This window comes from Bradyrhizobium sp. USDA 4354, assembly GCF_054060315.1.
Window position 1 is genome coordinate 3,953,870 of the sequence record NZ_JBSSDC010000001.1, and the last position, 13,368, is coordinate 3,967,237.

General features: G+C 64.2%; 17 protein-coding genes. 4 read left to right on the forward strand and 13 right to left on the reverse strand.

From position 1 onward, the window contains the following. Positions 1–223 precede the first annotated feature (223 nt). Entirely contained in the window at positions 224–1,402 is a 1,179-nt protein-coding gene (locus tag ACVIIV_RS17995; protein WP_456743958.1) for an IS481 family transposase, read from the reverse strand. Between the two features lie 235 nt (positions 1,403–1,637). Between ACVIIV_RS17995 and ACVIIV_RS18000 the strand changes: the two genes are divergently transcribed. Continuing rightward, a complete protein-coding gene (locus ACVIIV_RS18000) occupies positions 1,638–1,847 on the forward strand; it encodes a hypothetical protein (RefSeq protein WP_018642677.1) in 210 nt (69 codons plus the stop codon). A 35-nt stretch (positions 1,848–1,882) separates the two neighbouring features. On the opposite strand, the gene ACVIIV_RS18005 is transcribed toward ACVIIV_RS18000, so the two are convergent. The 5 genes from ACVIIV_RS18005 to ACVIIV_RS18025 form a co-directional block, all read right to left on the reverse strand. Then, entirely contained in the window at positions 1,883–2,230 is a 348-nt protein-coding gene (locus tag ACVIIV_RS18005) for a hypothetical protein (protein WP_456745347.1), read from the reverse strand. Between the two features lie 25 nt (positions 2,231–2,255). Continuing rightward, positions 2,256–3,065: a pentapeptide repeat-containing protein gene (locus ACVIIV_RS18010; RefSeq protein ID WP_456745348.1), complete on the reverse strand. Its 810-nt coding sequence runs from the start codon at positions 3,063–3,065 to the stop codon at positions 2,256–2,258. Positions 3,066–3,214: 149 nt separating this feature from the next. Further along, positions 3,215–3,943 carry an ABC transporter ATP-binding protein gene (locus ACVIIV_RS18015; RefSeq protein ID WP_456745349.1) on the reverse strand — a complete coding sequence of 243 codons (729 nt, stop codon included), beginning with the start codon at positions 3,941–3,943 and terminating at the stop codon, positions 3,215–3,217. Further along, entirely contained in the window at positions 3,933–4,670 is a 738-nt protein-coding gene (locus tag ACVIIV_RS18020) for an ABC transporter permease (RefSeq protein WP_456745350.1), read from the reverse strand. The genes ACVIIV_RS18015 and ACVIIV_RS18020 overlap by 11 nt, the downstream gene beginning before the upstream one ends. A gap of 1 nt (position 4,671) precedes the next feature. Next, a complete protein-coding gene (locus ACVIIV_RS18025; protein WP_456748765.1) occupies positions 4,672–5,652 on the reverse strand; it encodes an ABC transporter substrate-binding protein in 981 nt (326 codons plus the stop codon). Between the two features lie 87 nt (positions 5,653–5,739). Here ACVIIV_RS18025 and ACVIIV_RS18030 point away from each other — a divergent pair, with 87 nt between their 5' ends. After that, a complete protein-coding gene (locus ACVIIV_RS18030) occupies positions 5,740–6,099 on the forward strand; it encodes a hypothetical protein (RefSeq protein WP_456745351.1) in 360 nt (119 codons plus the stop codon). 187 nt (positions 6,100–6,286) lie between these two features. Here the strand turns inward: ACVIIV_RS18030 and ACVIIV_RS18035 are convergent, their stop codons facing one another. Continuing rightward, positions 6,287–7,105: a quinoprotein dehydrogenase-associated SoxYZ-like carrier gene (locus ACVIIV_RS18035; protein WP_456745352.1), complete on the reverse strand. Its 819-nt coding sequence runs from the start codon at positions 7,103–7,105 to the stop codon at positions 6,287–6,289. A gap of 49 nt (positions 7,106–7,154) precedes the next feature. Beyond that, positions 7,155–8,078, reverse strand: coding sequence for a quinoprotein relay system zinc metallohydrolase 2 (locus ACVIIV_RS18040; RefSeq protein WP_456745353.1), 924 nt, complete (start codon positions 8,076–8,078; stop codon positions 7,155–7,157). Between the two features lie 127 nt (positions 8,079–8,205). Here ACVIIV_RS18040 and ACVIIV_RS18045 point away from each other — a divergent pair, with 127 nt between their 5' ends. Further along, positions 8,206–9,090 (forward strand): substrate-binding domain-containing protein, encoded by an 885-nt coding sequence (locus ACVIIV_RS18045; protein ID WP_456745354.1) that lies wholly within the window; start codon positions 8,206–8,208, stop codon positions 9,088–9,090. After that, positions 9,087–9,644, forward strand: coding sequence for a PQQ-dependent catabolism-associated CXXCW motif protein (locus tag ACVIIV_RS18050; protein ID WP_456745355.1), 558 nt, complete (start codon positions 9,087–9,089; stop codon positions 9,642–9,644). The genes ACVIIV_RS18045 and ACVIIV_RS18050 overlap by 4 nt, the downstream gene beginning before the upstream one ends. A gap of 54 nt (positions 9,645–9,698) precedes the next feature. Here ACVIIV_RS18050 and ACVIIV_RS18055 read toward each other — a convergent pair whose 3' ends face one another. From ACVIIV_RS18055 to ACVIIV_RS18075, 5 genes are all read right to left on the reverse strand, one after another. Further along, entirely contained in the window at positions 9,699–10,004 is a 306-nt protein-coding gene (locus tag ACVIIV_RS18055; protein ID WP_100232881.1) for a copper-binding protein, read from the reverse strand. Between the two features lie 129 nt (positions 10,005–10,133). Further along, positions 10,134–10,748, reverse strand: coding sequence for a hypothetical protein (locus ACVIIV_RS18060; RefSeq protein ID WP_456745356.1), 615 nt, complete (start codon positions 10,746–10,748; stop codon positions 10,134–10,136). Beyond that, positions 10,745–11,593: an ABC transporter permease gene (locus ACVIIV_RS18065; RefSeq protein WP_456745357.1), complete on the reverse strand. Its 849-nt coding sequence runs from the start codon at positions 11,591–11,593 to the stop codon at positions 10,745–10,747. Before ACVIIV_RS18065 ends, ACVIIV_RS18060 begins: the two co-directional genes overlap by 4 nt. Continuing rightward, positions 11,590–12,396 (reverse strand): ABC transporter ATP-binding protein, encoded by an 807-nt coding sequence (locus tag ACVIIV_RS18070; protein WP_456745358.1) that lies wholly within the window; start codon positions 12,394–12,396, stop codon positions 11,590–11,592. The genes ACVIIV_RS18065 and ACVIIV_RS18070 overlap by 4 nt, the downstream gene beginning before the upstream one ends. Beyond that, positions 12,393–13,361, reverse strand: a complete 969-nt coding sequence (locus tag ACVIIV_RS18075; protein ID WP_456745359.1) for a YVTN family beta-propeller repeat protein — start codon at positions 13,359–13,361, stop codon at positions 12,393–12,395. Before ACVIIV_RS18075 ends, ACVIIV_RS18070 begins: the two co-directional genes overlap by 4 nt. Positions 13,362–13,368 lie beyond the last annotated feature (7 nt).

Here is a 13,368-nt window from a genome sequence, read left to right on the forward strand (position 1 = left end):
CCCTGTGGGCCCCCTGTGGGAGAGGTGGCTTCGCGGCAGCGAAGCCGGGCGAGGGGTTCTCTCCACGAGCCCAACTCTCATTTGAGTCCACGGATAGAACCCCTCATCCGGCGCTATAGCCGAAGCTTCGCTTCGGCGTTCTCAAGAACGGCGGCCAAAGGCCGCCTATTGTCCAGCGGATGGATGGGTAACAAAACAGACCGGATGGATGGGTAACAGTCGTTCATGGTTCGGTCCGCTGCGGCGCTGCGCTAGCGCAGCGCCGCAGCGTTGATGTTTTTTGGTCGATGATGCCGATCGGCACGTTGAAGAAACGTACTTGCCATTGCCCGTCAGCGGCTTCCTCCACGGCAACGGTTTCCCCAGCGAGAGCGCTGCAGAGATGGATGAGATCGCCGCGCCATTTGATCTCGCCATTGGAGCGAACCTGGCGCACCGCCGCTTCGACCGGATAATCCGGCTCCGGAAGCCGACTTGGCATCGCACGAGGAGAAGCGTGGTAGGCGCTGGCAGGTGGACGCTGCCCAAGTGCCTCGTGCGGCCGTTCTTCGTTGTAGTCGCGCACAAATGCTGCGAACCGGCGGGCTTGCGCGGTCTTGGTCGGCGGCGGTGGCCGCATGGCTTCCAGAAGCGTGAGGTGAAAACGCTCGTGTCGGCCGTTCTGCTGCGGATGGCCAGGATCAATTCGTTCATGACTGATGCCAAGCTTGATCCACCATACCGACAGCGCCGTCAGACCGGTGGTTCCGGTTGAGGCGAACGGCGAGCCGTTGTCGGAACGGATGATCTGCGGCAAGCCGTGCTCGCGAAACGCCCGCTCCAGCAGCGGTTGGCACTCGGCATATTGCGTGCTGCCCGTCGCCGCCAGGCTAATCAAATAGCGGCTGAAGCCATCGGTCACCGTGAAGGGCTCAACGCGAGATCCGTCGCCCAGCCGGATCCAGCCCTTGTGATCGAGAGCCCATACATGGTTGGCATGCTGCGGCACCGTCAGTTGTCCCATACGCGGCGGCGCTCGTCGCCGGACCCGACGGCTGCTGACCAGTCCCGCCCGCTTGAGAATCTCGCCCGCCGTCGAGGCCGACGGCCAATCGACATCCCCTTGGCGAGCCTCAAGCTTGCTGACGATCTTGCGCGGTCCCCAGCTCGGCCGCTCGAGCCGCAGCCCAACGATCGCATCCACAATGTGCTGCGGCGTCGCTCGCCCATGCACCCGCGCGGCGTGGGAGCGATCGGCAAGTCCTCCAGGTCCCTCCAACCGGTAACGATCCAGCCATTTGTAACCGGTCTTGCGGCTGATCTCGTATCGCTCGCAAAGCTCCGTCATCGTCCACAAGCCGGTTCGCTGTTCCGATATGAAGCTAATCCGCTGGTCCATTGCACAGCTCTCTCGCCAAGGCATCGGCTGATCCTCCAGCCGATAGAGAACTGTTACCCATCCATCCGGTCTACTGTGTTACCCATCTATCCGGTCTGGACACTATGCCATCTTCTCCCACAAGGGGAGAAGGAAATCCGAGCGTGCGGCCTGCAGTTCCCTGTACCGTCCCTCACTCCGTTTGAAACTTCCCGCTCCCTGGAACGTAAGCCTTCGTGCTAGTCTAATCTTCCATCGCCCCTTGCGAGAGGACTCCGGCATGAACCCGATTGACCTGGTGGTGACTGTTTGTGCGGTGCTCTCGCCTGCGACCTGCGAGGAGCAGCATCTGGTGTTCAACTATTCCGGGTCGCCCCGCCAATGCGTGATGGCCGCGCCGCCCTATATCGCGCAATGGGTCGGCGAGCATCCGAAGTGGCAGGCAGTGCGGTGGCGTTGCGAATATCCGCACCCGAACGACAAGGCATGACGCGCAAGAATCTATTCCAAGAATCTATTCAAACGCTACTTCGTGCAGTCCTTCAGATCCTTGTCGGCGATCGAGAACACCGCATCCGCCCTGATCTCGATATCGCGGACGATGCACTGCCGCGCATTGGGATAGCTGACCTTGGCATCATAGCGGCCGGGCTCGACGCCGGTGATACGCAGCCGCTCATCGTGGTCGACCTCTTTGTCCTTGTCGTTCAAGCATTGGTTCGGACCCCAGTCGGTATTGCCGGCCGGTGAGAGCTGAAAGCCGGAGATCGTCTCAGTCGTCAGATTCCAGAGCCGGATGCCCTTGCCCTTGGTCTGCGCGGCGGCTTCGCCGGCAAGCGTCAACAACGCGATCAAAGCAAGAACCTCACGCATCAGCCAATCCTCCCAAAGGGCGCCGTCATTCCCTGATCAGGCGCTCGCGATTCTTTGCCTTGTCGAAATTCTTGGCGCGGTCAAGGCCGTTCGGTGCGATCAGCTTCGCCGAGACGAGATCGGCGCCGTCGAAATCGGCGTCGATGACGACGGCGCCGGTCAGATCGGCTCCGCCGAGTTGCGCGTTTTTCAGTGATGCGCCGCTCAGATCGGCGCCCCTGAGAACTGCGAATTCGAGGTCGACGCGCGACAAATCGGCGTTGCGCGCGTTCAGCCGTTCCAGATTGGCGGATCTCAGCACCGCGCGCATCAGTCCCATCGACTGGTTGCGCATGTCGGCGCCAAGATGCGCGTCCGCGATCGAGGCGCCGACCAGTCTTGCGCCGGTGAGGTCGGCAGCGATGCGCGCTCCTGACAGGTCCGCGCCGTCGAGACGCGCGCGGGCCATTTGCGAGGCGAACAGATTGGCGCCTTTCAGGCTTGCGCCGGTAAGATCCGCATCCAGCAGCCAAGCCTGATCGAGGATCGCACCGTCAAGCCTGGCGGCTCGAAGGATTGTCTTGTTGAGCCGCGCGGCGCGGAGAACCGCGTTGGATAGGTCCAGCCCCGAGAGATCGAGACCCGACAGGCGTTTGCCGGTGAAATCGGCAGGTTGCGCGGCGCTCGCTTTGGCCAGCACGGCCTCGACCTCTGGCCGCGTCATTTCGGCCGAGACCATCGCGGGGGAGGTGAGGTCGACGTCACGCATCATGTCCTGCGCGCCCGCCGTCGTCGCAACGAGTGTGAGGCTAAGCGCTGCAAGACCAAGCGTTGCGAAGGCGACCGTCCGCGTCATCATCAGCTCCGCCGCCGGCCTAAAGCATGATCCGGAAAAGTGCGAAGCGGTTTTCCGGAAAGATCGTGCGCAAACAACAACCTAAAGCGCGATGACGATTCATCGAAATCTCATCGCGCTTTAGTCTAGCACGTCCGCCAGGCGACCGGCTATGAGACATCCCGCTCAGTACGGTCGCCTTGAGTTCGTTGGGCGAGGCCGGCCTTGATCGCCGCAATCTCGGCTTCGCCGCGTGTGCCGCGCGGGATGCCGATAGGCACCTCGGCCACGATCCGCGCTGGCCGCGGCGATAGGAAGAACAGCCGGTCACCCAGGCGCACTGCATCGTCCAGGCTGTGTGTCACCAAAAGCGTCATCACCGGACGGCTCGCGACCAGCGTTGCGATCTCGTCGCGCAAACGGCCAGCGAGCGCATCGTCGAGCGAGGCGAGGGGCTCGTCGAGCACCAGGAGATCGGGCTCGACTGCGAAGGCGCGGGCCAGTGCGACGCGGCGAGCAAGGCCGAGCGACAGTTCGCCGGGGAAGTGGCTGCGATGCGCTTCCAGCTCCAGGATCCGGAATAGCTCTGACAGCTTCGCGTCGGAAATGTCCGGTGCCGCAAGCCGTACATTCTGCTCGACCGAGCGCCACGGCAGCAGCCGCGGCTCCTGGAATACCATGCCAATCCGCGCCTCCTGCGGTCGCGCGACGTGGCCTGTAAAGTCGTGGTCCAGTCCCAGGATGATGCGCAGCATCGTGCTCTTGCCGCAACCGGACGGGCCGATCAGCACGCCGACCTCGCCGGATTGAAGCGCGAACTTGACCGGCGCCAGCACCTCGTGCGTTCCGCCCGCGGCACTCCTGAAGGTCTTGCCCGATATCTCGACCTCAAGCCGCACGTGGCCGCCACCTGTTTGCGCGGGCTTCGAACGGCTGCACCAGCAAGGTTTCGATGACGAGCACGACGGCGGCGAAGGTCAGCGAATAGGCCAGCAGCCGCGGCGTGTCGAACAGCTGGAAGGCGACGCCGATCTCGAAGCCGACCCCGTTCGGCCGTCCCAGCAGCTCGGCGACCAGCACGATCTTCCACACCAGCGACAGCCCGGAGCGCGCGGAGGCTGCAATATAGGGCGCAAGCTGTGGCAGCACGACGTGGCGGAAGGCGCGCCAGCGCGGCATCGCGAACACGCTCGCCATCTCGTCGAGCGAGCGGTCGAGCGCGCGGGTGCCCTCGCGCAAGGTGACGATGGCGGTCGGCAGCTTGTTGATGGCGATCGCCGCAATCGCGGCAGCCTCGGTGAGGCCAGCCCAAATATAGGCCAGCACGATCACGACCAAGGCGGGCAGATTGAGCAGCAGGATCAGCCAGGGATCGCCGAGCCGGTCGGCGAGCTTGATCCGTCCCATCAGGTAACCGATCGCGCTGCCGAGCGACATCGCCAGCACGAAGGCGAGCGCGACGCGCGCCAGCGTGGCGCCGAGATGCAGGAACAGCGCGCCCGATGAGGCCTCCGCGATCATGACCTGGAGCACGGCCGCCGGGGAGGGCAGCTTTGCGCCCCCGACGAACAACGCGGCGATCCACCAGACCACGAGGAAGAGGGCGAACGACAGAAGGCGCAGCACCTCAGTCTCCGGGGACTGCGTGATAGAAGGTGCCGGGGTCGAGCTCGGCTGCCGGACCCACGAGATCGCGTCCGCCGATCTCGGCCAGCACGCGGTAGAGCACGCGCGCGTCCTTCTCCTCGTCGTCGATGCTCCGGCGCGGAATGCCGTCGCGATAGCGCTCGCGGTAGGTCTTGAGCATGGCCGGGTCGGTCGTGCCGGTGAGCGGCGCGACCTTGTCCCAGGCTGCGTCCGAAGTCGCCAGCAGCTCTTTGGCCTTGCGGGTCATCGCGATGAAGCGCGCCACGGCGTCGCGATGGCTCGCGGCCCAGGTCTCGTCGAAGACGTAGCCGACGGCGGAGACAGCACCCGTGGCACCCAGCTTCGGCAAAATGTCCTCGATCCCGGTGAGGCGTCTGAAACCCTTGGCTTCGAGCTGGGCGCAGAAATTCCAGAAATTGAGGCTCGCATCCATCTCGCCGTCGAGCGCCTTGGCGGCGATCAGGGGCGGCGCGCCATAGACGATGGTCGCGTCCGATTTCAGGTCGATGCCGTCCTGCTTCATCCGGGCCTGGAGCAGCAGCCAGCTCTTGTCGATCGCCCCGCCGGCGACGGCGAGCTTGCGGCCCTTCAGATCGGCGAGCGTCTTGACCGGCGAATTGGCGGGCACCATCACCGCGCCCAGCGCGCTGGAATAAGGATAGAAGGTGAGCTTGGCGCCCAGCGCACGCTCGCGCGACACCCACAGCCAGTCCGACAGGATGATGTCGGCGCTGCCGGCGCGCATCGCGATCTTGCCGGCCTCGGTGCTCGCGAGCTCGGTGACCTCCAGCGACAGGCCGGCTTCCTTGTCGAGGCCGGCGCTGCGGATTGCGGCCAGCTCCCACGAGAATGTTCCGGTTTTCTGCACCGCAAGGCGGATCGCATCCGCGGCGCGGCCGGGTGCGGCCAGCGTCAGCACGAGCGTCGTCGCGAGTGCCAATGTTCGTCCCAAAACTCTCATCACCTTGTGAGCCGTTTCCTCTGACAGAGTGCTTTTCAGGACAATAGGCATAGCATAGCCTTGGTCGCAACCAGCGGGAGGACGCGCATGAATCTGGCCGGACGGCTACGACCGATTGTCGCCGCATTGGCGGTATTGGCGGCTACCGCGTGCGTGGCGCGGGCGGAGCAGGCCAATGACTATCCGACCTCAGCGCGCGCGGAATATGTCTATGGCTGCATCAAGGCCAATGGCGAGACGCGGACCGCAATCGAACAATGTTCCTGCTCGATCGACGTGGTCGCCTCGATCATGCCCTACGAGCGCTATGTTACCGCAGAGACCGCGCTCAGCATGTCGCAAGTGCGTGGCAATCTCGGCGTCCAGTTCCGGACCTCGGAGCAGGCGAACTCTGCGGTGAATGATTTGCGCCGCGCGCAGGCGGAAGCCGAGGTGAGGTGTTTCTAAATTGCGCCGCGGTGTCTAACCCTCCCCTGGAGGGGGAGGGTCGATCGCGCGCAGCGCGAGCGGGGTGGGGTGATCTCTCCACTCGGGCGCTGTTGGATGGGGAGAGACCGTCACCCCACCCGTCTCACATTTCGCTACGCTCCATGTGAGCCGACCCTCCCCCTCCAGGGGAGGGTGCTCCTTCGCCTCAGGTCCCCGGCTTCTCCACGTCCCATTCATTTCGGAACACGTGCCCATCCGTGTCCTTCGCCTCGGCGCGAAAACGCTTGGCTCCGTTGGAGACATAGATGAAGCGCAGGTTGGGATCTTCCGAGATCGAGATGCCGCCTTCCATCGAGAGCACGGGGCTGTCGTCCTGGGTCAGCTTCAACTGGTTGATGAAGAAAGCGGGAATATAGAGCTGCGTGACCTGGTCCATCTGCAGCCCGGAATTGTTGGGATGGCCGATCATGATCTGCGCTTCGCGCACGCGGCTTGCCGGCGCCTCCTCGCGTGCGAACTGCCGGTAGCGGATCTGGCCGAGCCGATTCCGCGCCTCCTCGACATTCTTTGCTGCCGGCGCCGAGCAGCCGCCCGAGGCCTTCACATAGACTTTCGAGACATAGAGCTGGCCGTCGCTGAGCTCGGCCACCGCATGCACGTCGGTGTAATTGTTGACGCGCACGCGCGTTGAGATCTCCGTGACATTGGCGTCCGGCCCGAGCTCGAACCTCGCCGCCATCGGCGCGGGATTGCGATCGATCACGAGCGTGATCGAACGGATACGCCTGCTGTCGCCGGGCGACAGCTTGCTGCGCAAGGTGACCGGCACGATCGCCGCATCCTCGGCGCGATAGGGCATCTCGATGCCGATGACGGCGCTGCCGTCGTTCATCGGACGGTTGCTGAAGATGTCCTGCACCAGGCCCGGCCAGGGATCGTGGGCCTCTTCAGCCTGCGCCGGCATCGCGAAAGCGATGCCGAGCAGGAGCGCGGCGAGAGTCAGGCGGCGTGTGCACCCCGTCATGGTCATGGTCCTGCGGACGTATATCGTTCGGTACAGCCTAGCGCGCCTGCTATTCCCATTCAATTTCCGAGAATGCTGCGGTTGCGTTGCGGGCGTTGTAGTCGTCGAACAGCTGCCAACGCGGTCGTTCCGATGCGGCGGCCTTGTCCGCGGCGGCGCGGATCGGCTCGCCGCTCTTGTTCAGCGTGCGGACGTCGGACAGCAGCGTTGACAGGTAGCGCAATTCATCGGTCAGTGCGGCAGGCCAGTCGCTCACGGGGCCGTGACCAGGAACGACCCGCAGCGCCGGGATCGGCTCAAGCCGTTTCAATGTGTCGAGCCAGCCGCGGATGCTCCCGTCCATGACCGGAATGTGGCGGAGAAAGACGAGATCGCCCGCAAACAGGGTTTTGGTCGTCTCGTCGTACACGATCAGGTCGTTATCGCTGTGTCCGGCCGGCCAGGCGCGCAAGGTCAGGCGCCGCGATCCGAGATCCAGGATCGTCGTGTCCGAAACCAGCAGGGTCGGGGCGATGATCTTGATGGGATCGATCAACTCGCTGCCCATGATGCGGCGGAAATTATCGAGATAGAACGGCCCGCGCGTCGCAAGCGCCTGTGGCAGCCTGCTATGACCGACGAAGCTCACTTCCTCCGCAACAAAGGCGGCATTGCCGAAGACATGGTCGGGATGGCCGTGGGTGTTGATGACATAGCGGATCGGCTTGGGCGTACGGGCCCGCACGGCGGCCAGCAGCGCCTCGCCTTCGCGAAGGCTGCCGCCGGTGTCGATCACGGCCACGGCCTCATCGCCCACGATGAAGCCGACATTGGCAATGTCGCCCTCGTTCTCGCGGGTCATCAGGGCGATGGTCCCGGAGTGTACGAAGATTCCAGGTGCGACTTCGCTCACAGGCAATTCGGCCGCCCCGGCGCGTGCTAGCGTCGCGAGTCCCAGGGACAAGGCTGCGATCACGAGAGCGATGCGAGACACTTTTCCGCCTCAGTTCAAAGGGCTTGTCTCATTGCACTGCAACAAAGCGAAGCCAGCACAAAGTTGGCACACATGGCGCGTCATGTGTTGCATGGATAACATCCAACCAAAACGAGGAGGAAGCGCGATGATGCAGGCCGGACGACATCGTCGCTGGTTGTTTTCATTGTGGGTCGTGGTCGTATCCTGTGCGTTCGGCGATATCGCCATCGCGCAGACCAACGAGACCGGCGATCTCTCATTCGAGCTGGTCGATCCCAAGGTGCTGCGCGTCTGCGCCGATCCGCGCAATCTGCCGTTCTCCAACGAAAAGGGCGAGGGGTTCGAGAACAAGCTCGCCGAGTTTCTTGCGGCCAAGCTGCAGAAGAAGCTCGACTATGTTTTCTTTCCACAGGCCACCGGTTTCGTGCGGATGACGCTGGGTGCGCATCGCTGCGACGTCATCATGGGCTTCCCGCAGGGCGACGATCTCGTGCAGGGCACCAATCCCTACTATCGCACGACCTATGCGCTGGTCGCGAAGACCGGCAGCGGGCTCGAGGATGTCGACACGCTCGCGGATCCGAAGTTGAAGGGCAAGCATGTCGGCATCGTCGCCGGCACGCCGCCGGCGACCAACATGGCGTTGGCCGGCCTGATGGGCGATGCAAAGCCCTATCCGCTGATGATCGACACGCGCTTCGACAATTCGGCGCAGGCCATGATCGATGACCTCGCCGCCGGAAAGATCGACGCCGGCGTGTTGTGGGGACCGATGGCCGGCTACTATGCGAAGAAGGTCGGTTCTTCGCTCCACGTCACGCCGCTCGTGAAGGAAACGACCGGGCCGAAGCTGGTCTATCGCATCGGCATGGGCGTGCGGCCCGCCGACCAGAACTGGAAGCGGCAGCTCAACAGGCTGATCCAGGAGAACCAGGGCGAGATCAACAAGATCCTGCTCGAGTTCGGCGTGCCGCTGCTGGACGACAGCGATCGGCCGCTCGGCGCGGAGACGGCCAAAAAGACGCCATGAGACGGCCTCTTGCCGCTGTGATCGTCGTTGCCCTGCTCGTGGCACCGGCGTGGGCGCAGCAGCAGGAGCCGTTCGAACCCGAGGGCTATCGCACCGATAATTATCGCGCGCCGGTGCCGGCGACGCTTGCTGGTGCGCGCGTGCTCACGACGGAGGAGGCGGAGGCGATCTGGCGCGCCAACAGCGGTGCCTTCATCGACGTGATGCCGCGCCCGCCGAAACCGAAGAACCTTCCTGTAGGCACGGTGTGGCGCGCCGCGCCGCGCAAGAACATTCCGGGTAGCCTATGGCTGCCGGACACCGGTTACGGCACGCTGCCACTGGCGATGGACGACTATCTCCAGCGCGGCCTCGCGCGCGCCTCGCGCGGCGACAGGGCCGCGCTGCTGGTGATCTACTGTCTGGCCAACTGCTGGATGTCCTGGAACGCCGCCAAGCGCGCATTGGCGTACGGCTATTCCAGTGTCGCCTGGTATCCGGACGGCACCGACGGCTGGGAGGGAGCAAAACTTCCGACCGAGGAAGCGCAGCCGGAGCCGCGCCCGGACCAGTAACGATTGAATGCGATGCGGCCTCTCCCCGTACCCGGGGAGAGGTTGGAGACAGTGCTACGGCTTCTGCTTCTGCAACTTGGTCAACGTGCCCGTGCCGTTGGTCTCGGTGGCGGAATAGCTCACCCGGTCGCCGGCATGGACGGCGTCCAGCATCGCGGCATCTTTCGCCTTGTACTCCTGGAGCGCGCCGGCGCTGCCTGCGCTGGCGCCGACCGTACCCTTCTGCGTCTGCTGGATCGAGATCGTGCCGTTGAGCCGATCGATCCGCGTGATCATCCCGGTCATATCGTCAGCAAGGGCGCTGGTTGCGAGCATGCTGAGGGCTGCAGCGCCCGCGAAGATGAATCTTTTTGTTCCCATCGAGGCCTCCCGACGTCTGGAGTTCACTTCGACAAGCCATCCTAGATCGATTTGGTTCCGGCAGATGGCGCCGCGAATAAGTTAACGATTCCCACGGCGATCGCGGGAACCCGTCGCGCGTGGCCGCCGCTATTCCATTTCCTGCTGGATCACGCGCCCGAGCGCGAACAGGCGCTGGTCGATCGTGGTTGGAACCTCGCAGACGAAGCGGACCACTTTGTGGCGGTCCTCGAAGATGCGGGTCTTCCAGATCAGCTCGTTGCTGAGCGCCTCGACCTTGGCTTCGTCGCGCGGAGTCGCGCCTTGCAGGGCGTGGAGCTGAAGCGTCTCCTCGCGAATCTTGTCGGCAGCCTCGCGCTGCTTGCGGCTGACGCGTTCGAGCCCGTTCATGACCTGGGAACGCTGGGCGTTGAGCGTGTCGAACAGGCCGGCGAACAGCAGCTTGGCGTTCGCCGTCTTGTCAGACGCGGAGGAGGCGAAAAACTCCTTCACCGACTTCTCGGCTTCCTCCAGCGGCGTCTTGCGCGCCGCCAGCTTTGCGACCAGCGCGCTGATCCTGGCGTCGTCCTTCCATTTGTTCTGGACGTCGTCGAGCGGCGGACCGGCCCACACCGCGGCCAGCGAGATCTCCGGCACCTTGGCCTGCGTGCAGGGCCAGTCCGGATAGCGTGGATCGGCCGCGCGCGCGGCCGTGCTCGCTACAACGAGCGCCAGAACAGCCGTCGCCAGAACCCGAACCGTCATCCTTCGCCTCCCGCAGGCCCGCGTCGCGCCAGCCCGCGCGAGGGATCATAGGCCAAAATCGCGCCGATCATGAACACGATTGTGCAGATCGCGACCACCGCCAGCGAGATCCAGTTGATCTGCCCATAAAGTGCGAAGCGGATCAGCTCGACCGCATGGGTGAACGGGTTGGCCTCGCAGAGATAGTAGAGATAAGGGCTGCCCTCCTGCACCCGCCAGAGCGGGTAGAGCGCGGAGGAGGCGAAGAACATCGGGAAGATGACGAAATTCATCACGCCGGCGAAGTTTTCCAGCTGCTTGATGCCGGAGGAGATCAGCATGCCGAGCGAGCCCAACATCAGCCCCGACAGGATCAGCGCCGGCAGCACGGTAAGATAGCCCGATGGGGGCGGGGTGATGTCCCAGAGCCAGGCGATCAAGAGGAACGCATAGACCTGGAGCAGCGACACCGCAGTGCCCGCGAGCAGCTTGCAGAACAACAGGAACCCGCGCGGCAGCGGGCTTACCAAGAGCGTGCGCATATTGCCCATCTCGCGGTCATAGACCATCGACAGCGAGGACTGCATGCCGTTGAAGAGCTGGATCATCGCCATCAGCCCGGGCGCGATATAGACCTCGTAGAGGATGTAGGTCTCGTAAGGCGGGATGATGGAGATGCCGAGCACCTGGCGGAAGCCGGCGGCGAAGATGAACAGCCATACCAGCGGCCGCACCAGTGCCGAGACGAAGCGCTCGCGCTGGTGCAGGAAGCGCAGACCCTCGCGCCAGACGATGCCGGTAAGGCAGGTCAGGTACTCCTGGGCCGAGAAGCCGCGCGGCGCCCGGCGCGTGGTGATGCTGCTCATGCGCCACCTCCCGGCATGGTTTGCGCGCCGGTCAGACGCATGAAGGCGGTGTTGACGTCCTGCGCGCCGGATTCCGCGATGACGCGGCTCATTGGCCCCTGCGCCAGCACCTTGCCCTGGTGCAGCACCACGAGATCATCCCCGGGCACGATCTCGTCAAACAGATGCGTGGCCCAGAGCACGCCGATGCCTTGCTCGGTGACGAGCTGGCGGACGTGGCTGATGATGTCGGCGCGCGCCTTGACGTCGAGGCCGACGGTCGGCTCGTCGAGCAGCAAGAGGCGCGGCCGGTGCAATAGCGCGCGGGCGATCTCCAGCCGCCGCATCTGACCGCCCGAGAGGTCGCGCACCTTGCTGCCGGCGCGGTCTGCGAGTCCGATGCGGCCGAGCAGCTCGGCGCTGCGCGCGGCGGCCTCGCGGCGGCTGATGCCGTGCAGCGCGGCGTGATAGAGCAGGTTCTGCGTCAGCGACAGATCGAGATCGAGCGTGCGCGGCTGGAACACGACACCGAGCAGCCGCAGCGCCTCGCCAGGGCGCTTGCTGATGTCATGCCCGAAGATGGAGACTCGGCCAGACTTGATACCGAACAGCCGCGTGATCAGCGAAAACAGCGTGCTCTTCCCCGCGCCGTTGAGGCCGAGCAACGCCGTGAAGCTCGCTGGCTGCACGCTGAAGGAGACGTCGGTCAGCGCCCGTCGCGCGCCGTAAGCATGGCTGACGCCGTCGATCGACAGCGCCGGCACCGCGGCCGCTTCCGGCCTCGGCGTCTCATGCGGTTCGGCGATCGGGGCAGGGCTGGTCATGGTGCGATCGTGACGCCCCAGGGCAGCTCACCCACCTGAATGGTCTTGATCACTTTTTGCGCGGCGACGTCGATGACGGAGACGTCATTGGAGACGCCATTGGTGGTGAGCAGGTATTTTTCGTCGGGCGTGAACGCCACATGCCAGACGCGCTGTCCGACCAGGAGATATTTCGTCACTTTGCGCGTGGCGACATCGACAACGGCGATGCGGTTCGCGGGGCCGAGCGCGATAAAGGCCGTCTTGTCGTCCTTTGTCATGCCGATGCCGACCGGCTGGATCGCCTCTTTCCGCAGGCCCGGGATTTCGAACGTGACCTTGCCGATCACCTCGTGCTTCCTGGGATCGATGATCGAGACGGTGCCGCCGATCTCCGAGGACACCCACACCTCCGAAGAATCGTGCTTGAACTCGGCAAAGCGCGGGCGTGCATCGACCAGCACGTTGGCGACGATCTGGCGCGACGCCGTGTCGATGAAATGCGCCATGTTGGTGGTTTCGGACGTGTTGATCAGCGTTTTGCCGTCGGGGCTGATGGTCATGCCCTCGGGCTCGACGCCGACCTGGATCTCGCCGAGGCGGGCGCGTTTCTCGAGGTCGATCACCGTCACCGTGTTGTCGTTCTCGTTGGCGACATAGAGGATCTTGCCGGCGGCATCCTGGGCGAATAATTCGGGGTCGGGGCCGGAGGGCAGGCTGTCGACCACGCTTTGTGTCTTCGCATCGATCACCTGGATGGTGTCGTCGTCACCGACCGCGACCATCACGAACTTGCCGTCGCGCGTGAACTCGATGCCGCGCGGGCGCTGGCCGACCTTGATGGTCTTGGTCACCGTCCAGCTGTCGGTGTCGATCACCGAGACCGTGTTGCTCTTCTCGTTCGAGACATAGGCAATGAACGCATGCGCAGGCGCTGCGACGAGCGCTAGTGCCACCAGCAAAGCTGCCCTCAACATAAACGACATCTGTCCG